Source organism: Arthrobacter sp. NQ4, assembly GCF_029077345.1.
GTDB lineage: Bacteria > Actinomycetota > Actinomycetes > Actinomycetales > Micrococcaceae > Arthrobacter.
The window spans coordinates 221,428-246,246 of record NZ_JARETC010000006.1; the positions used below are offsets into that span (position 1 = coordinate 221,428).

The window sequence follows — 24,819 nt, forward strand, 5'->3', positions numbered from 1 at the left end:
GCCGATAAATGGCGGCATTCTTTGATCGGTACATGTCATGGGCGATCAAGCCGACGATGGGTTGACGGGTAATTGTTCAATCTTGGCGTTGTTGCTCGCGGCCCAGCTGGCAAGGAAGTCGAGCTGGTCCTGGGCGTGGCTGCCGGGCTCGGCTGAGTATGCGATCAGTGTCAGCCCTTCGCCGGGGAGTTCCAGCGCGTCTCCGGTAAGTTCAATCTCTCCAACGAGTGGGTTGCGCATGGTCTTTCGTGCGGTCCGGTGAAAGCGGACATTATGTCGCGCCCACCGGGTGGAGAATTCAGTGCTGCCCGCGGCCAGGTCACCGATAAGGCTGTTGAGCGCACGGTCGCGCGGGTTACTGCCGGATTCGGTGCGCATGGCGGCGGCGAAGTCATTGGCGAGAGTATCCCATTCAACAAAGAAGTCCCTGGAGCGCGGGTCCAAGAACATGAACCGTGCGAGGTTCACCGGAAGGGTCTCGGGGCTGAGGATGCCGGTGTAGAGGGCGAAGCATAAGTTGTTGGCAGCGACCACGTCGGTGCGGGCGTTCCGGACGTAGGCCGGTGTCCCGGTCATTCCGGCCAGGACTCTTTCGATGCTGGGACGCACCTCAGCCCGTGCCCGCCGTGGTCCGGATACGGGGGCTGGTGCGGCGGCTTTGGCCAGGTCGAACAGGTGGGCGCGTTCTGCCTCGTCCAGCTGTAGTGCCCGGGCGAGGGAGTCAAGAACGGAGTCCGACACTCCCCGGAGGTTGCCTCGTTCGAGGCGGGCGTAGTACTCGGTACTGACGCCGGTGAGCATGGCGACTTCCTCGCGTTTGAGCCCGGCGACCCTCCTGGTTCCTCCGTAGGCGGGCAGCCCCGCCTGGGTCGGGGTAATGCGCGCCCGGCGGCTCATGAGGAACTCGCGGACGTCGTTGGTGGTGTCCATGGGTTCTAGGCTACGGCGGGCCGCGGTGGTCTAACAGGAACTGCCAGTACACCGCACAACAGACACTCCCGCGCGCAGGAAGCGGCTGGTTTTCTGGAATCAGACCGTTCCAGAATTTCGAAAGGACACCATGTCCGTGTCTACCGCCAGCAGCCCGGCAGTGGATGCCCGGCCCAGGACATCCCTGGCCGTGGCGATGCTGGGGTTCTTCGTTGTCGCCCTGGATGCCCAGATCGTCAACGTTGCCCTGCCCGCGATCCACAACCACCTCGGCGGTGGTCTGTCGGGTCTGCAGTGGGTCGTGACCGGCTACACCCTGATGTTTTCCGCCCTCCAGCTGTTCGCCGGGACGTTCTCCGACCGGGCCGGGGCGCGGCGCGCTTACGGGCTGGGCATGATCCTCTTCGTTGTTGCTTCCGGTGCCTGCGCGATGAGCCCCTCGCTCCCGGCCTTGGTCGGGGCCCGTATTTTGCAGGGCATCGGCGCGGCGATGATCACGCCGGCGTCCCTGGCCCTGATCCGGGAGGCTTACCACGACGCTGCAGCCCGTGGCCGGGCCATTGTTTACTGGGGGCTGGGCGGTTCCGTCGCGGCTGCCGCGGGACCGGTGCTGGGCGGGCTTCTCACGCAGCTCGACTGGCGGCTGATCTTCTTCGTCAACCTGCCCGTCGGAGCCGTCTCGCTCGGCATCCTTTCCCGCGTCGCGGTATCACCCCGCCGGCCGGAACCGTTCGACTGGACCGGACAGATCAGCGCCGTCGTCGGACTGGCAGCCCTGACCTACGGCATCATCGAAGGCGCCGAGGCCGGGTACGGAAGTCCTGCCATCATTCTCATGTTCGCCGTCGCCGTCGTGGCCATCACCGCGTTCATCATCGCCCAGGCCCGGGGGTGGCATCCGATGATTCCGCTGGATCTGTTCCGCTCCCGTGCCGTCTCCACCGCACTGACCATTGCTGTGGTCACGATGGCCGGTTTCTATGGCATCGTGTTCGTTCAAAGCCTCTACTTCCAGCAGGAGCGCGGCGCTTCTGCCCTGGAAACCGGGCTGCTCTTCCTTCCGATGACGGCCCTTGTCGCCATCCTGAACCCCTGGATCGCCCGTCTCATGGCCAAGTACGGGCACGTAGCTATGATCGCCGCAGGCCAACTGATCATGGCCGGCGGCCTGGCCGGACTGTGCCTGCTGCCAGCAGACGCACCGGTCCTGCTCGTCTCAGCGCTTATGGTCCCGGTCGGGGTCGGCGGTTCCTTCACCGTCCCGTCCATCATCGCCCAGGTCATGGACAGCGTACCCGCCGAACGGGCCGGCACCGCCAGCGGCGTAGTCAATACCGCCCGGCAAGTCGGCGGCTCCCTCGGGGTGGCCATCTTCGGCGCGGTGATTGCCAGCGGCGAGTTCATCACCGGGCTGCGCGCCAGCCTCGGCGCCACCGCCGTGGTCCTCATCGTTCTCGTAGTCGCGTCTCTGGCATTCCAACGCCGGCGGCACGCAACCACCTGACCAGACCCAACAGCAACGAAAGGAGCAGGCATGCGCCTCGCAGTTCCGGGACCCACGAGTAAAGGACCGGACGAAAAGTTCACCGGCGACGTGTACCTGAACCCACTGCACTCAGCTGAAAGCCCTTCCCGGCTCGGATTCGCGATGGTCCGGTTCGCCCCCGGGGCACGGACCCACTGGCACTCCCACCCACTGGGCCAAACACTGCACTGCACCGACGGAACAGGACTGGTCGCCACCCGGGACGGGACAGTCATCCTGATGCACGCCGGAGAAACCGTCCACACCCCTCCCGGAGAAGAACATTGGCACGGCGCAACCCCGGACTCCCGCCTGTGCCATCTGGCCCTGGTCGAGCACGACGACGGCCACACCGCAACGTGGCTCGAACCCGTCAGTGACCAGGACTACCAGGCCGCCCAGTCCAAAACCCACCCACAAACAACAGCAGAACAACGCTAAGGAACAACCCATGAAGAACGTCACGCTCAACAACGGCATCAAGATGCCCATCCTCGGCTTCGGTGTCTTCCAGATCCCCGAAGAAGAAACCCAGGCCGCCGTCGAAGCAGCCCTCGAAACCGGCTACCGGCACCTGGACACCGCCGCGTCCTACGGCAACGAACAGGCCGTCGGTGCCGCGGTCAAAGCCAGCGGCATCAACCGCGAGGAACTGTTCATCACCACCAAGCTCTGGATCCAGCACGCACCCACCGGCAACGTCCAGGACGACACCAAGCAGTCCTTCCAGAACTCCCTGAACCGGCTCGGCCTGGACTACCTCGATCTCTACCTGATCCACCAGCCACTCGGTGACTACTACAGCGAATGGCGCGCCATGCAAGACCTGAACAAGGAAGGCCTCACCCGGGCCATAGGCGTCTCAAACTTCCACCCAGACCGGCTCGTTGACCTCATCGACCACAACGAAATCGTCCCGGCCGTGAACCAGATCGAAACCCACCCATTCCACCAACGCGCCGCCGACCAGGAACTCATGCGCGAACGCGGCGTGCAAATCGAATCCTGGGGACCATTCGCCGAAGGCAAGAACAACCTCTTCACCGACCCGACCCTCAGCGCCATCGCCGACGAACACGGCAAGTCCGTCGCCCAGGTCGTGCTCCGCTGGCTCATCCAGCGCGACATCGTCGTGATCCCCAAGTCTGTCCGGCCCGGGCGCATGGCCCAGAACCTGGACGTCTTCGGCTTCACCCTTACCGAAGACCAGATGAAGCAGATCACGACACTGGACACCGGCACCAGCCTCTTTTTCGACCACCGTGACCCCGCCATGGTCAGCTGGCTCGGCAACCGGCGCTACAGCTAACACCAAGGCACGCCCATTGGTCACCAGCGAGTTAGACGCCAGTCGGCGGTCCGCCCTTCAAGCGGCGGCCGCCGGCCTGACCGGCGCCCTCATCACGGCCGCAACAGCAGCCTGCACACCCCAAGGAACCCGCACAGTGCCCCCAGCAGACACAACACCGTCCCCAAAAACAGCAACATCAGGCCAGGACGGCCAACACGTTCTGCTCGCTTACTTTTCCAGGGCCGGCGAGAACTACTACTACGGCGGCCGCACCAGCCTCGATGTCGGCAACACCGCCGTCCTCGCCGGCCTGATCAGCGGCCTGATCCCGTGCGACGTGCATCGCATCGAGGCGGCCGACCCCTACCCCAACAGCTACGACGCCACCGTCGCCAGAAACTTCCGCGAACAAAATCAGGACGCCCGCCCCGGGATCGGCAACCAGCTGCCCGTCATCGACCAGTACGACACCGTCATCCTAGCCAGCGGCATCTGGAACGTCAGGGCACCAATGATCATGACCACCTTCACTGAAAACTACGACTTCACCGGTAAAACCGTCCATCCCGTCACCACCCACGCCATGAGCGGCCTGGGCAACACCGTCCGTGACTACAGTCGGTCCTGCCCCGGCGCGACGATCGGGAAAGGCCTCGCTGTCAAAGGCGAAGAAGTCCGCACCGCAGGAACCGCCATCCAATCCTGGGCGCGCGGCACCGGACTCCTCCCGGCACAGTAGCGGCGGCACGCCGGGCCAGCAGAATCTGCACCATCACACCAACTCCCAAAGGACCATCATGAGCGACTCACACCAGACCAGGGCCCAGCAACTCATTGGCGACTTCGCCCCGAAACTCGTTGACCTCACGGACAACGTCCTCTTCGGCGATGTCTGGGAACGAACCGAACTTTTACCCCGGGACCGCAGCCTCGTCACCGTCGCCAGTCTGATCACCAGCGGCAGCACTGACCAGCTCCGCGGACACCTAATCAGAGCACGGGCGAACGGACTAACCGAAACTGAACTCAAAGAGGCAATCATCCATCTCGCCTTCTACGCCGGATGGCCCAAAGCCATGTCAGCTATCACAGTTGCAAAGGAAATCTTCGCCCTCTAACGCTCCACTCATTGACGGGGACAAGCGGACGGCGTGGACGCTCATGGTGCTGCTGCTCTGGGCTAACGGTTACCGCATGGCTTCACCACGGATGAAGGCTCCGACCTCGTCGTCGGAGCCGGCGCGGGCTATATCGACTTGCTGGACTCTGCCGCAGAGATTTCCAGGCATCTGGTCCCCCGGTAGTCCTTGATGGCCCCCGAAGGGGGGTATGGACAATGTCCGCACTTTTCGACGTGCCCGGCATCCACGGTGGAGTTGGCGCGGGCAGAGCGCGGGCAGCTCGGACTAGCCTTCAGCGGTAGTGCGAACGGCAGGGGCTGCCGCACTGTGGTGCGGGCGTCCCCTGCCGTTGGTAAATGGTCCAATGACCACATTTCTTAGTGTTGGTGTGAGGCTCCGTGCGCGTGTGCAGGCGGGGTGGCCGTGCCGGAGATGCTGCCGGTAATCCAGGACATCATGCCCGCCGTCGCGTCGAAAGCCGGCTTCCGGTCTGCGTTGGACCACACTGTCTCTGGACGGCACTGAAGCAGGATCAAGTTACTGCCCTCGGGGAGTTCTTCGTCCACGGCAAACTCGATGTCCTGGGGTGCCTGATGGATCCGTTCGAGCTTCTTGCCGAGCGTGGCCAGGGCAACTACTTCGTCGTCCTGCAGGCACAGGATGTTCCGGCGTTCAGCAGGAACGTCCACCGGCGCGTCTCCGCTGCGGTATTCGATGATCTTGTTACCCAGTGACCGGTCGGCAATGCCCAGACCCACCTTGTCCACCACGAACCGGTCAGGTGTCACCTCACCACCGACCACCGACAGCCCCAGGCCCCAGCTGGCTTCCAGCACGATTTTGGAGCGGTCACCGCTGGTGGGGCTGAGGGTGAACATCACGCCTGCCGCGCGTGCCCGCACGGTCTTCTGGATCACCACAGCCATCTCGATGGCGTGGGGATCGATGTCCTTCTCGGAGAGGTAGGACAGGACCCGCCCGGCAAAGACGCTGACGTAGCACTCATGCACGTACTTCAGGACCTCGTCCGCACCCACGATGTCCACCCAGGTTTCGAACTCGCCCGCAAACTGGCGCCCACGGAATCCTCAGCCGTTGCGCTGGAGCGCACGGCCACCGCGATGTTCTCCACCCCTGTTTCGGTGCACAGCTTCGTGTAAGCCCCGCGCACTGCGTCTGCCACCTCTGCTGGGATGGGCACGTCGGCGAACCGTTGGCTGATGCGGTGCGCGGCGTCGTCGAACGCTGCCTGGTCCCGCCCGCTGCCCAGCCCGTCCAGCACGCGTCGGGTGAACTCCTTCAGTCCATCCGCCTCAAGGTAGGCCCGGTAGGCCGCAGCGGTCACGGCGAAGCCGGGTGCCACGGGCAGCCCTTCGGCCGTCATCTGGGCGAGGCCGGCGGCCTTGCCGCCCACTTCCCTGACGTCCTGGCAGGCGGGGTCGGTGAATTCGTGGATATACACAGTCAAGCTCCTAGCTGACCACTGCAGCGGTGTCGGTGGCGTGAACGGTTTCGGGGGCGGGTTCAAGTACGACGACGGTGCCCGCCTTGCCGTCGATCCTTACCCTTTGGCCGGTGGTCAGGCGGGCGGTGGCGAAGCCAGTGCCGACCACGGCAGGTATGCCATACTCGCGGCAGACAATGGCGGCGTGGCACATCATGCCTCCAATGTCGGTGATGACGCCGGTGGCTACGGCGAAGGCCGCTGCCCACGACGGCGCGGTAATCGGAGCCACCAGGATTTCGCCGGTCTGCAGGAGCGGAAGGTCCTTTTCGGAACGCAGGACCCTAACGGTGCCTTCGACGATGCCGAGGGACCCCGGGATGCCGTTGAGCTTGTCCGTGGCGCCGTCGGAGGCGCCGAGCCAGTCCTGCACGCGTTCGGTGGTGACACCGTAGTTCATCACGGCAAACGGGTCCGTGACCTGCTGCGGCGGGATGCCGTAGGCGGGCGGGGCGCTGGCTGCCTGGAGCGCTGCGACGATGGGCCGGCGGCGGGCGATTTCTGCCTGCCAGCGCTTCTTGCCGCGGGCAGGAACGCCGATGGCCCATGAGTCCACCACGTCAAAGAGAGCGGTGTCCAGCTCGAAACGGTTCAGGTAGAACATGTCTTCGGCGGTGTCGAGGAAGCCGGCATCGACCAGGAAGCGCGCCAGGTCCCACGCTTTTTCCCAAAAGACTTTGTGGGACCAGTGCTCTACGTAGATGTTGTGTTCCTCGATGTAGGGGAAGACCTTTCGGGCCAGTCCGAGCAGTTCGTCGAACTGTCGTGCTTCATCGCCGGTGAGGAGGGCCCGGTATTCGTCCACGATCTCGTCCCGCTCTTCGCGGAGCCGCTCGATGGGCCGGGAGATGTCTTCGCCGTTGGCAATCTTGAGCGCGTACCGTGAGATGCCCTGCAGCGGGATGGAGAGGTCGCTGGCCCAGGTTTCCTGGTCATGGGTGAACCCGTACTCGGCGAAGTAGTTGAACCAGGGGTCCTTGGCCTCTTCGAACGCCGCCAGCCAGGTCCGGCCGTTGGTGGATTCGGCCAGCGCGGCGAGGATGGCGTCGGGGCCGGTGTCCCCGGTGATGATGCTGTTCAGGCCGAGTTCGTGGGAGAGCGCCGCGAGCTTGCGCAGTTCGTCGTCCGGGCGGAAGGCGAGGACATCGACGCCGGCCACCATGCGGGAGATGGACTGCTCGCTGATGAGCGGGAAGGCCTGCTTGCAGAACTGGAAGAAGGTGATGTAGCCGCCGTAGCCCAGGTTCAGGAATTCGAAGTGGTACTGCCAGATGGAGAAGAATTCATCGATCAGCCGGTGGTAATTCTCGATGACGGCCATGGCCGAGGACCGGCCGCGTGCTTCCGAGACCACCTCGGCGGGGTCGTATTCGGTGAGCCGGGGGAATTCGATGGTGCGAAGGGAATCGATGGCGCCTTCCATCTTGGTCTTCCACTTTCCGTACAGCTCGTCCCAGTTGGCGTAGTAGTAGCCGGCGCGTTCCTGGAAGATGGCCACGCGCTCCCGGATCCGGGCGGGGTCCTCCACGCCCAGCGGCGAGATGTAGACATGCCCGTTGACAACCCGGACGTCCAGTCCCAGCGACACGGGCAGCGCGAAGATGCGGGTGCTGAACGTTCCCACGCCCAGGTACACGGCCTCGGCGCCGATGCTGTCGAACGGGTGGCAGCCGCGCGACCAGTGCATGGTGTCGGCGAACCAGAACTGGGCATTCTCGTGTTCAGTAGTTTCCTCGCTGGGGACGAGGTAATAGGGGTACATCGACTCCCAGCCCTCACCTCCTTCCGGCGTGGTGGACTCGTTGAAGAAGGGGAAGCGGGCTGCGCTGCCCGGGGTGGTTTCGGTCATGATCTGGCTCCTTGCGACAGTGAAAGGGAGGGTGTGAGGAATTCAAGCAGTTCGGCGACGTCCGCCAAGGCGAGATCCGGCCTGGCAGCTCCTTCGAGCGCGGCAAGCAGCCCGGGAGAGGTTGCGCCGGATAGGACCAGGGCGCTGTTGGCGCCCATGGACCGGGCGAGGTCGATTTCGACGGTGGCATCGCCCACCACGGTGACCTCCGCGGACGGGAGGCCAAGCCGGCGCAGCAGGGTTTCGCCCAGGGCGGCGGAGGGTTTTCCCAGCACCTTGGGCACGGCTCCGGCAGCCCAGCCGACGGCATTGGCGATGGCTGCCGAGACGCACACGGATTTGCCAAGGCCACCATGGAACCACGGCACGTCCACAGTGGTGTAGAGCGGGGCGCCGGCGTCGACGGCCAGGCTGGCCGCGTTAATCAGTTCCGTGCTGTACCCGTTCGCTGCCCCGACGACCACGACGTCGGCGACGTCAGGATCCCCGGGACCGGCGAGGCTCACGCCCAGGCTGCGCAGCGGGGCGGTCAGACCCTCCGCGCCGAGCGCCAGCACCCTGGCCCCCGGATGCCGGTGGGCAATGTACCCGGCGGCCGCGCTGCCGGCGGTGGCGAAATCCTCGTCCCGGATTCCGATTCCCCGTGACCGGAGGTGTGCGGCGTATTCGGCCGGGGTCTTCTCCGAGGCATTGGTACAAACGACGACGGCGTGTCCGGCAGCGTAGAGCGCTGCCACCAGCTCCGCGGCCCCCGGCATGGCTTCCCCGCCGGCACCACCGGCACGCTTTGTGCGCATCAGGCAACCATCGACATCCAGAACCCAGCCGCGCGAATTCCGTATCGGATCATTCATGCTGTAGCCCCCTGTGCGGCACTGTCGACTGCGGTACCAACTTTGTTGGAGGGCCCGCGTTGAATGGAAAATTTCGTGGTGCCGTCGCTGACGGATACGGAGGTGGAGGGCCGGTCATCCACTGCTGCGAGCAACCGCTGCAGCGTTGAGGTGGCCGAATCCTTCTTCGCGGCGTACATGGTGTCCACCTGCTCCGCGGGCATGACCGCCCGGAGCAGCAGTTCCTCGTCGCTGATCGTGGCTCCGAAGCGACGTCGCAGGTCCGCGATGGTGACGTCGCCGCCGTCGTTCATAGGCTGTTGTCCGCGTTTGGTGGCCATGGCCCTGTCCATCAGTTCGGGGTTCACGGCGCCGGGCAACGGTCCAAAGTCACCGCGGAGCAGGTCGATGACCTCATCGGAGATCTGCTTGTACCGCTCACCCGTAATAACGTTGAGGGTGGCCTGGGTGACGATGTACTGCGCAAACGGGGTCATCACGATCGGCCAGCCCAGGTCTTCACGGACCTGCACGGACTCCTCGATCACCTGGTCAAACAGGTCGGCGCGCCGGATTTCTCCGAGCTGCCGGCGGGTGGTGGACTGCACCCCGCCGGGAATGGTGTGCCGGTAGTAGGCTTCGTCGTACTCATTGGGGCTGCCGGCGGGAAGGTTCTTGATCCGCCCCTGGCGTTGCAGGTAGGCGGACGCGTTAGCCATGGCCTCCAGGTCCACGGTGACGTTATGGCCGCGGGCCCGCAGGTTATGGACCAGCCGCTGGGCTTCCGGGTGCGAACTTCCGTTGGCCAGGGGCGGCAGGGCGCAATGGATGGTCTCGATGCCGAGGTCCGCCGCGTCCAGGACGGTGATGGGGGACAGGCCCGTGGTGCTGTGCGAGTGGATCTCGTTGAGAGGGGTGGTGTTGAGGCTGGACCGCAGCAGCGGAACCAGGCTCTTCACCCGGTCCGGTGTCAGCAGCCCTGCCGGGTCCTTCAAATAGACGCTGTCGATGGCGTTGCAGTCGTCGAGTTCCTTGGCCTTCATTGCGAAGTACTCGTCCGTGTGGACGGGACTGGTGGTGTAACAGATACCGCCGATCACCTCCTCGAACCCCACCCGCTTGGCCATTTCGGCTGTCCGTTTCGCGCCCTCCATGTCATGCATCGGATCGATCACCCAAAGCCGTTTGACGCCGTTGCGGGCCAGCAGGCGGAAGGCAAGTTCGAAGACGGCGTCCGGGGTGCGGTGGAACGTGATGAACCTTTTCCCCGTGGTGAGGAAGCCGAGCTGTGTGTTGGGCATCAGGTCGCGGGCGGCCCGCAGCCGCTCCCACGGGTCCTCCTGGTGATACCGCACGGCCGTGGCCATCAAGGTGCTGGAGGCCAGCTCGATGGCGTGGTATCCCACCTGGTCCAGCAGCGGAGCGACGCCCCGGACCATGCGGGTGGTGACTCCGGTGGCACCCCAAATGCTTTGGTTGCCGTCCCGGAGGGAGACATCGACAAGTTTGACCTCGGTCATGAATTCACCTTTTCCATCATGAGTTCGTTCAGCCAGTGGGTGGTCACCGTGTTGTCCCGGAAAACCGGATGGGCCAGGATCCGGCGCAGCAGCGGCAGCGAGGTGGTGACACCTTCGATCTCGAACGCTGCGAGGGCCTGCTCCATCCGTTCGATGGCGGCGGCACGGTCCGGCGCCCACGCAACCTGCTTGGCCATCAACGCGTCGTAGAACGGCGGGAAGCGGTAGCCCTCGTAGATGTGCGTATCGAGCCTGAGTCCGCCGGCGGCCGAAGGACGCCACCGGGTGACGGTTCCCGGCGAAGGCTGCAGGTCGTTCTCCGGGTCCTGCGCTGTGATGCGGCATTCGATGGCGTTGCCGGTCAGGGTGACCTCTGCCTGGGTAAAGGAAAGTGGCTCGCCAAGCGCCGCCAGGAGTTGTTCGCGGACAAGGTCGACGCCGGTGATCGCCTCGGTGACAGGGTGCTCCACCTGCACCCGCGGGTTCACCTCCAGGAAGGCGAGCGAATCACGGTGCACGTCGTAAAGGAACTCCACGGTGCCCAGGCCCACATAGTCCAGGGCTTCGGCGATGCGCAGAGCGCTCTGGTACAGCAGCGCGCGGGTTGGTCCCGGGAGGGCTGTGCAGGGTGCTTCCTCCACCACCTTCTGATAGCGGTATTGCACCGAACATTCCCGTTCGCCGAGGTGGACGCGGTGGCCGTGGCGGTCCCCGAGGATCTGGACCTCCACGTGCTTGGCATCCTGGACAAACCGCTCCAGGAACACCGTGCCGTCCCCGAAGGACGCTTCCGCCTCGGAGGATGCCAATTGCCAGGCCTCGGCCAGTTCCGCAGTACTTTCCACGAGCTTCATGCCACGGCCGCCGCCGCCATGGGCTGCCTTGATGAGAATCGGGTAGCCGATGCGTTCGGCCAGCTGCCGCACTTCCTCGGCCGTTTGCGCGGTGCCGCCCGCAGAGACGGGAACGTCCACCGACTCGGCAAGCTGCCGGGCTGTCAGCTTGTCACCGAGTGCCCGCAGCGCCTCGGGCGACGGACCAATAAAGGTCAGGCCGTTTGCAGCGCACAGTTCGGCGAAGGCCGGACGTTCGGAGAGGAATCCGTAGCCCGGGTGGACCGCCGTGCAGCCGGTGGACAGGGCAGCCTGGATCACGGCGTTCATGTTGAGGTAGCTGTCGGCAGGCCTTGGCCCACCGATGGTCACGACCCGGCCGGCCCGTTTAGCGGCCAGGGTGTCCTTGTCCGCCTTGGAGACGCCGAGAACAGTGTCGTAGCCCAGCCGGTCGCAGGCCTCAATGATGCGGACCGCGATCTCGCCGCGGTTGGCAACGAAGATCCGGTGGTTCATGACGTGGCCCGGATGGCGAACAGCGGCTGCTCGAACTCCACCAGGTCTCCGTCCTTCACGAAAACGGCAGCCACCTCGCCGGCCGCGCCGGCGGTCACGGAGTTCATAAGCTTCATGACCTCGACGATGCACAGCACGGCATCGGCGGACACGGCATCGCCCACCTGGACGAAAGCGGGCTCGCCGGGCTTGGGAGCCCCATAGTATGTGCCGAGCATCGGTGCGGTCACGAGGATGTGACCGGCCGGAAGCGCATCAGGGCTGATGGCAGGGGAGTGGCCATTGGGGGCAGGGGAATTTACGACGACGGGTGCCGGCGCCGGGGGTTTTGGCGCGCCTGCGTCTGGTGCCGGCTCACCGGCCACCGGTGGTGCCGCAGCGGCGACGGCGGATGCAGGCGACTGGATTGCGCCGTCCGGAATGTGTCCGCCCCTGCGCACATGCAGCCGCAGTTCGCCCTTTTCGTACAAAAAATCCGTGAACTCGGTCTTGTCCAGCTGCTCGATAACAGCCGCGAGTTCTTCCAGGTCGATGTCCATGTGCGGAATGTCCTTCTGTAACGCCTGTCCTCGTTGATCAGGCCCGAATGTGGGCTGTGCCACTTGGTTCAGCGTAGGAAGGCATCCCGGTGTCCGCAACGGAATGGGAAGAGATTCCGCTCTGCGCAATCTAGGCCCTAATGTTTGCTGCTCTCAGGAGGCCCTTTTCCGTCATCGATGCCGCCTCCTGGAGCGCCTGCACGTGATCGGCAACCATCGATTTCTGGAATCGTGCGGTGGGGATGGCTGTTGTGTAGGCCGCGATGGGCTTGCCCGTCGAGTCCCTGACGCATACGCCAAGGCCGCTGACGCCCTGCTCCGTTTCCTCAAAATTTGTTGCGTAGCCTGCCTTGCGCACTGCTGCCAGCTGGCGCTTGAGGGCTGGCAGGGCGTGAATCCTGGCGGTGGGCCAGGGGGTCAGGCCGCCCCGGTAGATCTTCTCGAGCTCAATATTTCCGAGTTCGGCCAGGATTGCCTTGCCGCCTGCTGAGCAGTAGGCCGGCATGAGATCGCCCATCCTGGCTTTGACGTGGAGGGCCGACTCAGACTCGATGCCGTCAATGAAGCGGATGTGAGGCCCTGTCAGAACCATGAGCTGCACGGTGTCGTTAATATCGGCATAAAGTTTCTGCAGGGCCGGCCGGCCGACCTGCCGCAACTGGTTTACCGAGAAATTGGCTTCGCCATGAGGGGTCAACTGCGGACCTGCGCGGTACCGCCGCTCCCGGTCCTGGACGGCAAAGTCCCGCGCGACCAGCGCGCCCAGAAGCCGGTGCGCCGTGGATGGCGCGACACCCAGGCGTTCTCCGGCGGCCTTGACGCTGATGGATTCACCCCCGCGCAGGAGCATCAGCAGTTGGAGTGCGCGGTCAACGGATTCGAGCCTGGAGGGGCTTTCGGAATTTTGCATAGGAGAATACTGACACTCGACTTAGCGCTTGGCTAGCACTCAAACTCGCCCCGGCTATAACTACAATGCTGCAAATGCCTGGCGCCACGCTTGCGGCCCATAATTCTGCTGATCGAAATCTCTGACATTCTTGTGGACTCTCTCCTACGCGCGTGACTACGCTCACTGCATACCCTCATCTTTAGGCACCAAGGAAGAAGACATGGACGTCTTGACCCAAATCCGCCAGTCGCGGATGACCCGTTTCCAGGTGATGGCAGTTGCGATTGCCTTGACCCTGATCCTCATTGACGGATTCGACGTGGCCGTGATGGCCTACGCCGCGCCCAGCCTGTCGAAAGCGTGGGGGCTGGACCCCGTGACGCTTGGCTTCCTCCTCAGCGCCAGCCTGTTCGGGATGGCCGCCGGCTCCATCTTCCTGACTCCGCTCGCGGACAAGATCGGCCGCCGGAAACTGGCGCTGATCTCGCTGGTCATCATCAGCATCGGCATGGTGCTCTCCATTTTCGCCGGTGACCCCATCCAACTGATGGCGTTCCGGATCATCACCGGCCTTGGCGTAGGCGGCATGATGGCAAACCTGAACGTGCTCGTCTCTGAATACTCCTCGGACAAGCGCCGCGGCACCATCATCGGCATTTACGCGGCCGGCTACCCGATCGGCGCCACCGTGGGCGGTCTCGTGGCAGGTCCCATGATCCCCGTTTTTGGCTGGCACTCGGTCTTTATTGTCGGCGCGGCACTGACGGTTATGATGCTCCTCACTTCCTGGCGTTTCCTGCCGGAGTCCCTTGACTACCTCCTCGTCCGCCGCCCGGGGAACGCGCTGCTGAAGGTCAACGGCATCCTCGCCAAGATCGGCCGGCCGGCTTTGGCAGCGCTGCCCGCTCTCCCGGCAGCCGTCCGGGAGCAGGGAGCCGTGGCAGAGATTCTGAGCCGTCCCACGCGCTTCCGCACACTGGCACTCTGGATCGGCTATGCCTGCCTGGTGGCGGCCTACTACTTCGCCAACACCTGGACCCCGAAGATCGTTGCGGCAGCCTCGGGAAGTGACTCCCTCGGCGTGACTATCGGCGTAATCGCCAACGCCGGCGGCATCCTGGGCTGCTTCATCTTCAGCGGCCTTGCCATCAAGTACCGTAGCCGCCCCCTGCTCGTCTGGGCACTTGGCCTGGCCGCGGCCGCATACCTGCTCTTCGGTCTGGTCTTCACCCAAATCAGCGTCGCCGTCGTCGTCGCCCTCTTCCTGGGCATCCTCACCACCGCGGGGATCGCAGGCTTTTACGCCGTAGCACCTGAGGTATATACCGCCAAAGCACGGGCCACCGGCATCGGCTGGATGATCGGCCTGGGTCGCCTGGTATCCATCATTGCCCCCATCCTCGTGGGCTACCTGATCTCAGGCGGCTGGCAGCCGGAACGGATCTTTTTCCTCTTCGCCATCCCGCTCGCGGCCTCCGCCCTGTGCATTGTGTCGCTGGGCGTATCACTGAAGCGGACACAGCCTCCGGCAGTCGCGGACACCACCCTGGCCCCCAGCACACCTGCCGCCTAAGCGGAACCCACACTCTCCTCGTCAAGACTCAGAAGGAAAACGAATGCGTTCAGTTGAAACCGGCACCCTCCTGCGGGCCGCCCCCCAGCGCGAGGAATGGTCCGCATCCCGGATGGGACGCTTCCTGGCCGACGTCGAGCGGAAGACAGGGCGGACTTTCGCCTCCTATGAGGATGCCTGGCAGTGGTCCGTGGACAACCTCGAAGAATTCTGGGCCGAAGTTTGGGACCACTTCGAAATCATCTCCCATACGCCGTACGAGGCAGTTTTGGGCGACCGCAGGATGCCGGGTGCGGATTGGTTCCCAGGTGCCACCATTAACTACACCGAACACATTGTCCGTGCTGTCCGGGGCCGCCAGGACGACGTCATGGTCAAGGCCCGGAGCCAGACCGCCGGCAGTTCCGATTGGACGGGCAGACGGCTCCTGGCGGAGATCGGACGCATCCAACAGGGCCTGATTCGGCAAGGCATCGTGACAGGGGACCGCGTGGCCGGATACTTGCCCAACATCCCGCAGACCCTGGCCGCCTACCTGGCCACAACCGCCCTCGGCGCCATCTGGTGCTCCGTTCCGCCCGAAATGGGCCCCAAATCAGTGGTGGACCGCATCAGCCAGCTTGAACCGAAACTGATCATAGCTATCGACGGCTACCGCTGGGGCAAGAAAGACCTGTCGCGGGCGGACGACCTGCTGCGGGTCCGGATGGAGCTGCCGGACACCCAGGTGGTGCTGCTGCCATACCTGGATCCGGACTGCGCACTTCCGGCCAATACCATTGCCTACGCTGACTTCACCCGTGAGAACGCCGACGTCCGCTTCGAGGCCGTGCCGTTTTCCCACCCGCTGACCGTCCTGTTCTCCTCCGGAACCACGGGCAAGCCCAAGGCCATCGTGCACTCGCACGGCGGCCTCCTGCTGGAGCATTTCAAGGCCATGGGGCTGCACTTTGACATGGGCCCCAAGGACACCGCGTTCTGGTTCACCACCACGGGCTGGATGGTGTGGACTCTCGGAATCTCCACCCTGCTGACCGGCGCCGCCGTCGTCCTCATGGACGGGGATCCCAACTGGCCCTCGCTCGATGGCGAATGGTCCCAGTGGGCCGTGCTGGCTGAAACCGAGGCCACGTACCTCGGTACGGGGTCCGCCTACCTCGCGGCCTGCGCCCACGCCGGGCTCACGCCCGGCAAGACCTGGGACCTCAGCCGCCTCCGCGAGATCCAGTGCTCCGGCTCGCCGCTCGCAGCGGACGTTGCGGGGTGGGTGTATGACGACGTCAGCCCGGACCTTGTGCTTGCACCCACCTCCGGGGGTACTGATATCTGCGCCGCGTTCCTGGGCGCCAGCCCACTGACCGGTGTCTACGCCGGCGAAATGTCCTGCCGGCCACTCGGCGTGGCTGTGGAATCCTGGGACCGGGACGGACAGCCGTTGCACGGCACGGCGGGCGAGCTCGTGGCCACCAAACCCATGCCATCCATGCCGGTGTTCTTCTGGGGGGACAAGGATAACGAACGGTACACCGACAGCTATTTCAGCGCGTACCCGGGGGTCTGGCGACACGGCGACTGGCTCATCGAGACCGAACGTGGCACCTGGGTGATTTCCGGCAGGTCCGACGCCACCCTCAACCGGGGCGGCGTGCGCCTGGGCACGGCAGAGTTCTACGCAGTGCTCGATGGCCTGCCACAGGTCAACGACAGCATGGTGCTGCACTTTGAGGATCCCGCCGGGGGAATGGGCCGTCTCGCGCTGCTCGTTGAAGCCCAGGAAGGTGCCGATACGGCACAACTGGAGTCCGCTGTCCGCCGTGCCCTGCGGACGGAACTGTCGCCCCGCCACGTTCCCGACGACGTCGTCTTCGTCCCCAGCATCCCACGCAACCCCTCAGGAAAGCGGCTCGAAATCCCACTCAAGCGCATCATCCAGGGCGCCGTGCTGGGCGATGCCCTGGACCCAGGCGTGCTGGTGAAGCCCAATGATGTCGGCGAGACAGTACGGCTCATCAAGGAAGCATTCGCCGCATGACTACCACCAGAAACGCAAATCCCATGAATATTTCCGACCTCGTCGCCATCGACATGCACGTCCATATCGAAGCCGACGGCCACGGTCACACCGACATGCCTGAGGACTTCCGCGAAGCCGCCCGCAAGCACTTCGGCACCTCACACGAACCGGTGAACGTCGACAGCGTGGCCGCGCATTACCGCGAACGCAACATGGCCGCCGTCGTCTTCACCGTAGACCACGAATCACAGACCGGGCACCCACCCATCTCCAACCGTGAGATCGCCCGCCAGGCCGCAGCGCACCCGGACGTCCTCATTCCCTTCGCCAGCATCAACCCGGCCCGCGGGGAAAACGGCGTCCGGGAAGCGAAAATCCTCGTTGAGGAATATGGAGTCAAAGGCTTCAAATTCCACCCCAACCTGCAAGGATTCTTCCCGAACGATCAAGTGGCCTACCCCCTTTACGAGGCCATCCAGGAACTCGGGGTTCCCGCGCTGTTCCACACGGGACAGAGCGGAATCGGGTCCGGAATGCCAGGCTCGGGCGGAATCCGGTTGAAATACTCCAACCCGATTGTGCTCGATGACGTGGCCGTGGATTTCCCGGACCTGAAGATCATCATGGCCCACCCGTCGTTTCCCTGGCAGGACGAGGCACTGGCCGTCGCGGCGCGGCACACCAACGTTTACATCGACCTCTCGGGATGGTCCCCGAAGTACTTCCCGCCGCAGCTGGTGCAGTACGCCAACTCACTTCTGCGGACCAAAGTCCTGTTCGGCTCCGACTACCCGATGATCCCACCGGACCGCTGGATCGCCGATTTTGAGAAGCTGGCCATCAAGCCGGATGTCCGGCCGCTGATCATGCGCGAGAACGCCATCCGGCTGCTTGGCCTGGGCGCAGCCTGAACCTGCCGCAACCACCGACAAGGAAACAGCAATGTCACAACGCGTACTTATTACTGCCGGAGCCAACGGAATCGGCCTGGCCACCGCCAAGGCCTTCGCATCCGCTGGCGCCCAGGTCCACATCGCCGACATCGACGCCGACGCCGTTAGGGCCGTCACTGGCGAATTCGAGAGCGTCACCGGATCCGTGACAGACGTCAGCAATCCTGACGCCGTCGCCTCCCTTTTCGCTGATGTCGTCAAAGAACTCGGCGGGCTGGACGTGCTGGTCAACAACGCCGGCATTGCTGGCCCCACCGCTCCGGTGGAGGAATACGACGCCGGCGCGTTCGCCGCCGTCGTCAACGTGAACCTTCAGGGGACGTTCAACGTCACCCAGCAGGCCATCCCGCTCCTGAAGGAATCCGACGCCGCGTCCATCGTGACCATGTCCTCTCTGGCCGGTCGCTTCGGCTATCCGAACAGAGTTGCCTACTCCACCACGAAGTGGGGCGTGGTCGGCTTCGCCAAAACCCTGGCGATGGAACTGGGCCCGTTCGGCATCACCTCGAACACCATCCACCCGGGTGCCGTGGACGGTCCCCGCATCATGAGCGTCTTCGAAGGCCGCGCTTCCGTCTCCGGCCGCACCGTCCAGGAAGAAATCGACTCCGCCATGGCCAACCAGTCCGTGAAGAAGTTCATCAACCCGGACGACATCGCCGCCCTGATCCTGTTCCTCGCAGGCCCGCACGCCCGCACCATCTCCGGCCAGATGTTCCCCATCGATGCCGACTCCAAGGCAGCCGTCTAAGCACTGCCCTGATCCACCGCAGACGCTCCAGCCACAGACACATACACCCGAAACTCCAAGCCCTCCCGCCGGGCGGCCGGCTGTTGGTATGGACGAGGGCGTGCTCACGGTGGGCTTGCGGTTCTGGGGACAATGTCCACGCTTTTCGTCGCGGACTGCCTCGTAATGCCTTTGGACTGCTCCGGGCCCGCCAAAGAGGGTGTGAACACTGTTGCCTGCCCGGCGCGGGCCTGAAGTTCGGGTGCTCGTTTGATCTGCCAAAATCCAATCAGCTTTGGCTTTCAGCGGGTTAGGTTGACCGATTGAATGCAGTCATCCGGTGCGCCAAAATATCTTGAAAGCTGTCGTGCTCCATCGCAGGCCAATTCGATGATGCCGGGAGAGGATTCCGGTTGATGGAGTATGGCGTCTCGGAGGCCGCTGACCGAGAGGGAGGCGATGACATGGCCACGGTGATCAAAGATTGGGGCACCGACGGCTGCCATCCCGGTGGTTACTTCGTCGTCGCTCAAGGCGAAGCCGGCATCGCGGATTTCTTTGAGCTTTCCATAGAACTCCGTTCGGGATCGAGCGCCCAAACTAAATTCCGCGCTTTGGCTCAGGAGCGCAGCATATTCCTCCCAGGATGGGGGAGTGTCGAAAGCCAACAGTGCGCGCGGGGCGGCACCGATATGTAACGGCAAAGAGCTTCCAAGGGCCAACCGGCGACTGTTCACTCGCCTACCGTCTATGCGCTCGATGCACACGGCCCGGGTACCGCTCCTGATGCACAGGAGTACTGTCTCCCCGGTTTCATTGTGGATTTCGCGAAGGACGGGTATCGCAGCCCGGCGCAAGTCTAGTTGGCTTAGGAGACTTCCCGCCAAGGAAATCATCTTACTGCCGACGCGATAGGAACCGCGGTGGCCGATCTGTTCTATCCAGCCTGCCTCAACAAGGGTTCCCAGCATGCGGTAGACCGAGCTGATGTGTTCGCCTGTGAGGCTGGCCAGTCTGGCCGAGGTTGCCACTCGTTCGCGAGCCAACGCGTCCATCAGCGAGCTGGCCTTCGTCAGAACCGATTCCTTCGACTCTGGCGCATCAGACTGCTCATTGGCGCTTGGGACCACCCTGAAGTCTTTCATAAGATCGGTCAGGGTCTGCGCGGCGGCTGCGAGCACGGTCTTGGCTTCTTCCTGCAGCTTGACTACGTGGTCCACCAGGCCCGCCGCCGTCAGCGCGCCGAAGATGCTGCCGTCCGCATTGAATACGGGAAATCCCACGGCTGCGATCCCATCGACAATCTCGTTGGATTCCATCCTCCAGCCCTCGCGTTTGGTATCTGCGACCAGTTGGCGGAGTGTCTCGGCGTCAACGGGCGTCCTTGACGCCAATTTTTTGTAGGGGGCTTGGGCGAGGACCTCTTCGAGTATTTCCGGGGATTGCCATGCCAGGAGGACATGTGATGCGGCACTAGTGTGAAGGGGCAGGATCCGGCCGGATGAAAGCTCGTGGAGATCAACTTCAGTGGAATCTACCTGCTCCAAGCAGACGGCTGTGCCGTTGCGTGGTATCCAGAATGCAGCAGTTAGACCAAGCGAAGACTGGATCCCCTCGAGCAACTTGATAAGGGCTTCATGATCGAGGAGAGCGTCGGTTGCCGCGTCCGCCAACCGCAAGATCCCCGTGCCCAATTCAACGAGTCCGCCAGGTGCACGGCGGAGGATTCCAGACTCTTCCAGTGATCCGATGATCCTATACACCGAGGGCCGCGGTTCATCGATAGCTTTTGCCAGATCTGCCGGGGTCGAGGGGCCGAGAACGGATGCTTTATCCACCAATTGTGTGGCCTTAAGGACCAGCTGAATCAGGTTTGCCGATTGTGGCATGTTTGCACCTCTCGATCGAACAACCAAGCACTAACAGGCGGTGTGAATCGGGAGAGCCGCAAACGAACATCATTCTGCTTCGCACCAAGTGGAAAACTGCGGTGGGACGAGCACTGTTCCATGGTGGCGACACTCGCCGATGGTAGTGCGCGAACATCCTGTCCACTATATGTGATGTGGACCGCCATGAGAGGTCGCTGAACACATAGGCTGTCGCGGCGGTGTCGCTATGGCGGTGTCGATACCGGCGTCCTGCTTCCCAATGCGTAGATGGCACCACCTGTTAAGAGCAGGGCTGCAACGGCTAGGGCAACACGCCAAAACCACGGAAAACAGTTCCGGACGGCGCCAGATAGCGTTGGCGTCAAGCCAGGCCAACACCGTGTCGCGGGTGCGGAACGGAGTTGAGGATGGCGGCCGCCAGCTCAAGAACGGACGTGGAACGGGACGTCGAGTGGTCCGGATCGCTTAACGCCTTCGCCATCTACTTCGGGTTGCTCAAAGTCCCGGATCTGAAGGTTTCTTCGAACTCTTCGAGGCTGCGGCCTTGTGTCTCGGGTAGGTATTTGACGGTGAAGGCGATGGCAACGAATCCAATCACTGCGAACACGAGGAAGGTTCCGAATCCCATCACTGCTACGAGCGGCGGGAAGACTAGGGCAACTGCAGCGTTCGTCAACCAAAGCACCAGAACAGACGCGCCGATCATGAGTCCACGCATGCGGAGGGGGAAGATTTCAGAAATCATGAGCCAGGCCAGCGGCCCGATTGTTGCCTGCATCATGGCGATGAACATGAGGATGAACGCTAGAAGGATCCAGGGGCGGATCAGGCTGTCCTGGGGCACGAGGATGCCCACCAGCCCGACGCCGATGTGGGCTGTGGTTGTTCCAATGAATCCCGTGATCATCATGCTGCGGCGGCTGACGCGGTTGATGATGTAGAGGGCAACGAGCATGGGCAGGACAGATGCGACGCCGTTGAGAACATTGAAGCTGAGGGCGGCATTTCGGTCAAACCCTGCCTGTTCCAGGACTTGAGTGCCGTAGTACATCATCGAGTTGATGCCCGTGAGCTGTTGGAAGATACCGATGCCGAAGCCGATAAAGAGCAGGCGTCGGGTCCACGGCGTTGTGAGGACCTCTTTCCAGGAGCCGAGTCGCTCAAGTCGCTCCTCTTCAGCGAGTTCATGGACTTCCGCCATTTCAGCGGCCGCACGCTCAGGGGAGCGCATGGTTCGAAGAACTTCGTGGGCTTCGGCGTCCCGCCCCTGAGAGACCAGCCAGCGGGGGCTTTCCGGCATCCTAAGCATTCCGAAGAAGAGCACGAATGCAGGTATGGCCGCCACTGAAAGCATGTAACGCCATACATCAGGGTTACTGCCGAACGTGTTGCCGATGATTGCGTTGATCAGGAAAGCCAGGAATTGGCCGGTGACGATCATGAGCTCGTTACGCGAAACCAGGCTGCCTCGTTTTTCGAAGGGTGCCACCTCGGCCAGGTACACGGGTACCGTCACGGATGCACCACCAACTGCCAGGCCCAGGACGAACCTGAAGGCAAGCAGTACGTCAAAACGCAGTGAAAATACAGAGCCGGAGGTTCCGATGAAGAAGAGGACCGCGAGGGCAATGATGAAGCCCCGGCGGCCGTATCGGTCGGAAATTCGTCCGCCGAGGAAGGCGCCGGTTGCAGCGCCGATGAGCAGGACGAAAGTGACCAATCCTTCTTCCCAGGGAGTGATGTTGAAGTAGCTGCTTATGAAAGAAAGCGCTCCGTTGAGCACACCGGTGTCATAGCCAAAGAGAAGGCCGCCGAAGGTCGCGATGACGGCTACCATCCCGAGACGTTTGTTGTAGCTCCCCTTTTCCAGTGGCGGCAAATGCCTGGTGCCGCGTTGAGGGATTGTGTCGAGATGTGCCATGTCAGCGCTCCTTTAGAGTGCAGTCAGATGAAAATGATGGTCGCGTTTGGGTACGCCGTTGTCCACCGTTCGGTTGCCGTCCGCATTGGAAAACCAGATTCTGAATCGGTGATCCCGCCAACCGAGGACCAGCTTCCTACGCCGAAAAAGGACGAAGATCCTTGTGGCGTCTTGGGCGTTACGCCTACCGGTGCCGGTGCGGATGGAGTGGAGCCGGCCTAAGTTGGGGGATCTGGCCTGAACGCCCGGGAACCGGGCTGGGAGCAGGGGTGCTTGTTCCCGGGCATTCGGCTGCTGTCTCCTTGCGGAGTCGGCGGCATTTGAACGCGACACCTGGTGGATGAACCACCAGGCAGAGTGGTGCGAACCTAGTCCGCTGCCGGCGGCAGGACGATGTCAAAGCGGGTCCGTGCCCAGGCATGTCCCCCGAGTTCGCGACCGTCGGGAGTGGGAGTACCCGGGTCCTGCTGTACGAAGTCTTTGATCAAGGACTCCTTGACGCCGAAGACGGTGTCGTATTTCAAAAGCTCATCGCCGCGGACAAAGATGTGGGTAACCAGGGTCCGAAGTCCGGGTTTGGTGACCATGAAGTGAAGGTGTGATGCGCGCATGGGGGAGCGGCCGACAGCTTCAAGCATCTTTCCGACCGGCCCGTCATGCGGAATGGGGTAGGGGGTCGGGGTCAGTCCCCAGAAGCGGTAGTTTCCGTCTTCGTCGCTGTAGAGGTGGGCGCGGCCGGAGACGCGCTGGTCGCTGTACTGGACGTCGTAGAAACCGTCTTCGTCGGCTTCCCATACCTCGATGCGGGCGTTGGGGACGGGGTTTCCGTCGGTGTCCTTGACCGTTCCTTCGACCCAGCAGGGTTCCCCCGGGGCTGCGCCGGCGATGTCTCCGCCGTTTTCAATCCGGGGGGCATCTTCGACGAAGAAGGGTCCGAAGACTGTGGCTTCGGTGGCGTCACCGTAGGCTTCGTTGTTGACGTTGATGGTCTGCATCGATGCTCCGAAGACGTCTGAGAGCAGAATGAACTCTTGTCGCCGGTCGTCGGTTATGTGGCCGGCGGCCGTAAGGAACTCGATGGCTTTGTTCCACTCTTCCTCTGTGAGCCTGACATCACGGATGAAGGCATGCAGGTGGGTTACGAGGGACTGCATCAGCTGCTTCAACCGGGGGTCCTGGCAGTCTTCGAATGAGCGCAGCACGTTGCGGACCAGTTGTTCCTCGACGTTTTGCTGGGCCGCGGACACCTGCCCGGAGCCGGGGGTGCTTTCGGTTTCTGGGACACGGGTTTGCTGGGTCATTGTGGTTTCCTCGTTGTTGTTGTGATGTCGAGTATGCGGTCCGGGGCTTAGGTTTGCGATGCCTCGTCGAGCAGCTGCAGCTCCTTGTCACTCAACTGCAGATGCAGTGAGTCGAGAAGGGTGGAGAGCTGGACGGTGGTGCGTGCGCTGGCGATGGGGGCGGCCACTCCTTCCTGGGCGGCAAGCCAGGCCAGCGCGACGGATGCCGGCTCGGTGGCGTGTTCTCCGGCAACGGCACGCACCGCTTCAATGACCTTCCGGCCCTGGGGGGTCAGGTACTTCTGCGCATCGGAGGCGCGGGGGCTTTCGATGTCTTCCTCGCCGGTGTATTTGCCGGTCAGGAATCCGTGCGCCAGGGAGTAGTAAGGCACGACGGCCAGACCGTGGGTGCGCGCCAAGGGCAGGATGTCGGCTTCTATGCCGCGTTCGACGAGGTTGTATTGGGGTTCAATCACCATGGGGGCATGGAAGCCTTCGTCGGCCGTGATGTTCAGCCAGTCTTCGATCCGCTCCGCCGTGTAATTCGATATGCCGACGCAACGGACCTTGCCTTGGTCTACCAGCTCCGACATCGCCGCGATGCTCTCTACGAGGGGCGTGCTCGGGTCGTCGAAGTGGGCGTAGTAGATGTCGATGACATCGATGTCGAGCCGGGTCAGGGAGGCGTCGATGGCAGCTCGGATCGTCTCCGGGGCCAAACCGGCGAACTGCGGGTGGTGGCTTACCTTGGTGGCAATGACCAGGTCGTCGCGGTCGGACCGTCCCGCCAACCATTTCCCGATGATTGTCTCTGACTCTCCTCCGGAGTTACCTTCGGCCCAAAAGGAGTACGAATCAGCGGTGTCCAGGAAATTGCCACCACCGTTTACATAACCGTCGAGGACGGCATGCGATGTTTCGGTGTCTGCGGTCCATCCAAAGACATTCGTGCCGAGGGCCAATGGGGATACGGCTATTCCTGGGGCAATGGTCCTTTTGGTGACCAAGGTCTACCTCCTAGTGTTTCTGCAAGTTTGCGATTGGGCGGGTGGTTTGCCGGGGGCCGCACGGACCCTCCGATAGTGACTGGCTGGTTCACTACC

General features: G+C 63.2%; 20 protein-coding genes and 1 pseudogene. 9 read left to right on the plus strand and 12 right to left on the minus strand.

Going from position 1 to position 24,819, the window contains the following annotated elements; translation table 11 throughout:
- Positions 1–45: 45 nt before the first annotated feature.
- Positions 46–930 carry a helix-turn-helix transcriptional regulator gene (locus tag PUN51_RS12730; protein ID WP_275181211.1) on the minus strand — a complete coding sequence of 295 codons (885 nt, stop codon included), beginning with the start codon at positions 928–930 and terminating at the stop codon, positions 46–48.
- Positions 931–1,060: 130 nt separating this feature from the next.
- Here PUN51_RS12730 and PUN51_RS12735 point away from each other — a divergent pair, with 130 nt between their 5' ends.
- From PUN51_RS12735 to PUN51_RS12755, 5 genes are all read left to right on the plus strand, one after another.
- Complete coding sequence (locus PUN51_RS12735; protein WP_275181212.1) at positions 1,061–2,434, plus strand: MFS transporter; 1,374 nt, start codon at positions 1,061–1,063, stop codon at positions 2,432–2,434.
- Between the two features lie 30 nt (positions 2,435–2,464).
- Positions 2,465–2,896, plus strand: a complete 432-nt coding sequence (locus tag PUN51_RS12740) for a (R)-mandelonitrile lyase (protein ID WP_275181213.1) — start codon at positions 2,465–2,467, stop codon at positions 2,894–2,896.
- Between the two features lie 10 nt (positions 2,897–2,906).
- Positions 2,907–3,764 (plus strand): aldo/keto reductase, encoded by an 858-nt coding sequence (locus PUN51_RS12745; RefSeq protein ID WP_275181214.1) that lies wholly within the window; start codon positions 2,907–2,909, stop codon positions 3,762–3,764.
- A gap of 136 nt (positions 3,765–3,900) precedes the next feature.
- Positions 3,901–4,485 (plus strand): flavodoxin, encoded by a 585-nt coding sequence (locus tag PUN51_RS12750; protein WP_275181215.1) that lies wholly within the window; start codon positions 3,901–3,903, stop codon positions 4,483–4,485.
- 58 nt (positions 4,486–4,543) lie between these two features.
- The gene (locus PUN51_RS12755) at positions 4,544–4,864 is read left to right on the plus strand and encodes a carboxymuconolactone decarboxylase family protein (RefSeq protein WP_275181216.1); all 321 of its coding nucleotides are present in this window, start codon (positions 4,544–4,546) and stop codon (positions 4,862–4,864) included.
- A 380-nt stretch (positions 4,865–5,244) separates the two neighbouring features.
- Here PUN51_RS12755 and PUN51_RS12760 read toward each other — a convergent pair.
- The 7 genes and pseudogenes from PUN51_RS12760 to PUN51_RS12795 form a co-directional block, all read right to left on the minus strand.
- Positions 5,245–6,251: pseudogene (locus tag PUN51_RS12760) on the minus strand (PEP/pyruvate-binding domain-containing protein).
- Positions 6,252–6,339: 88 nt separating this feature from the next.
- Positions 6,340–8,220 (minus strand): PEP-utilizing enzyme, encoded by a 1,881-nt coding sequence (locus PUN51_RS12770; RefSeq protein ID WP_275181219.1) that lies wholly within the window; start codon positions 8,218–8,220, stop codon positions 6,340–6,342.
- On the minus strand, positions 8,217–9,074 hold the full coding sequence (locus PUN51_RS12775; protein WP_275181220.1) for an HAD-IIA family hydrolase: 858 nt from the start codon (positions 9,072–9,074) through the stop codon (positions 8,217–8,219). Before PUN51_RS12775 ends, PUN51_RS12770 begins: the two co-directional genes overlap by 4 nt.
- Positions 9,071–10,573 carry a pyruvate/oxaloacetate carboxyltransferase gene (locus tag PUN51_RS12780; RefSeq protein ID WP_275181221.1) on the minus strand — a complete coding sequence of 501 codons (1,503 nt, stop codon included), beginning with the start codon at positions 10,571–10,573 and terminating at the stop codon, positions 9,071–9,073. Before PUN51_RS12780 ends, PUN51_RS12775 begins: the two co-directional genes overlap by 4 nt.
- Entirely contained in the window at positions 10,570–11,922 is a 1,353-nt protein-coding gene (locus PUN51_RS12785; RefSeq protein ID WP_275181222.1) for an acetyl-CoA carboxylase biotin carboxylase subunit, read from the minus strand. The genes PUN51_RS12780 and PUN51_RS12785 overlap by 4 nt, the downstream gene beginning before the upstream one ends.
- Positions 11,919–12,461: an acetyl-CoA carboxylase biotin carboxyl carrier protein gene (locus tag PUN51_RS12790; protein ID WP_275181223.1), complete on the minus strand. Its 543-nt coding sequence runs from the start codon at positions 12,459–12,461 to the stop codon at positions 11,919–11,921. Before PUN51_RS12790 ends, PUN51_RS12785 begins: the two co-directional genes overlap by 4 nt.
- Before the next feature lie 130 nt (positions 12,462–12,591).
- Positions 12,592–13,371, minus strand: a complete 780-nt coding sequence (locus tag PUN51_RS12795; protein ID WP_275181224.1) for an IclR family transcriptional regulator — start codon at positions 13,369–13,371, stop codon at positions 12,592–12,594.
- Positions 13,372–13,573: 202 nt separating this feature from the next.
- On the opposite strand from PUN51_RS12795, the gene PUN51_RS12800 reads away from it, so the two are divergent.
- Genes PUN51_RS12800 through PUN51_RS12815 form a run of 4 tightly spaced genes read left to right on the plus strand, consistent with a single transcriptional unit; the run spans position 13,574 to position 18,644 of the window.
- Positions 13,574–14,926 carry an MFS transporter gene (locus tag PUN51_RS12800; protein ID WP_224025920.1) on the plus strand — a complete coding sequence of 451 codons (1,353 nt, stop codon included), beginning with the start codon at positions 13,574–13,576 and terminating at the stop codon, positions 14,924–14,926.
- 43 nt (positions 14,927–14,969) lie between these two features.
- The gene (locus PUN51_RS12805; RefSeq protein ID WP_275181225.1) at positions 14,970–16,958 is read left to right on the plus strand and encodes an acetoacetate--CoA ligase; all 1,989 of its coding nucleotides are present in this window, start codon (positions 14,970–14,972) and stop codon (positions 16,956–16,958) included.
- A complete protein-coding gene (locus PUN51_RS12810) occupies positions 16,955–17,851 on the plus strand; it encodes an amidohydrolase family protein (RefSeq protein ID WP_275181226.1) in 897 nt (298 codons plus the stop codon). The genes PUN51_RS12805 and PUN51_RS12810 overlap by 4 nt, the downstream gene beginning before the upstream one ends.
- Before the next feature lie 31 nt (positions 17,852–17,882).
- Positions 17,883–18,644 (plus strand): SDR family oxidoreductase, encoded by a 762-nt coding sequence (locus tag PUN51_RS12815; RefSeq protein ID WP_275181227.1) that lies wholly within the window; start codon positions 17,883–17,885, stop codon positions 18,642–18,644.
- A 281-nt stretch (positions 18,645–18,925) separates the two neighbouring features.
- Here the strand turns inward: PUN51_RS12815 and PUN51_RS12820 are convergent, their stop codons facing one another.
- The 4 genes from PUN51_RS12820 to PUN51_RS12835 all read right to left on the minus strand — a co-directional run bounded on the left by PUN51_RS12820 (position 18,926) and on the right by PUN51_RS12835 (position 24,723).
- Entirely contained in the window at positions 18,926–20,512 is a 1,587-nt protein-coding gene (locus tag PUN51_RS12820; RefSeq protein WP_275181228.1) for an IclR family transcriptional regulator, read from the minus strand.
- A gap of 484 nt (positions 20,513–20,996) precedes the next feature.
- Complete coding sequence (locus tag PUN51_RS12825) at positions 20,997–22,436, minus strand: sugar porter family MFS transporter (RefSeq protein ID WP_224025924.1); 1,440 nt, start codon at positions 22,434–22,436, stop codon at positions 20,997–20,999.
- A gap of 368 nt (positions 22,437–22,804) precedes the next feature.
- A complete protein-coding gene (locus tag PUN51_RS12830; protein WP_275181229.1) occupies positions 22,805–23,737 on the minus strand; it encodes an intradiol ring-cleavage dioxygenase in 933 nt (310 codons plus the stop codon).
- Positions 23,738–23,784: 47 nt separating this feature from the next.
- A complete protein-coding gene (locus PUN51_RS12835) occupies positions 23,785–24,723 on the minus strand; it encodes an aldo/keto reductase (protein WP_224025926.1) in 939 nt (312 codons plus the stop codon).
- Positions 24,724–24,819 lie beyond the last annotated feature (96 nt).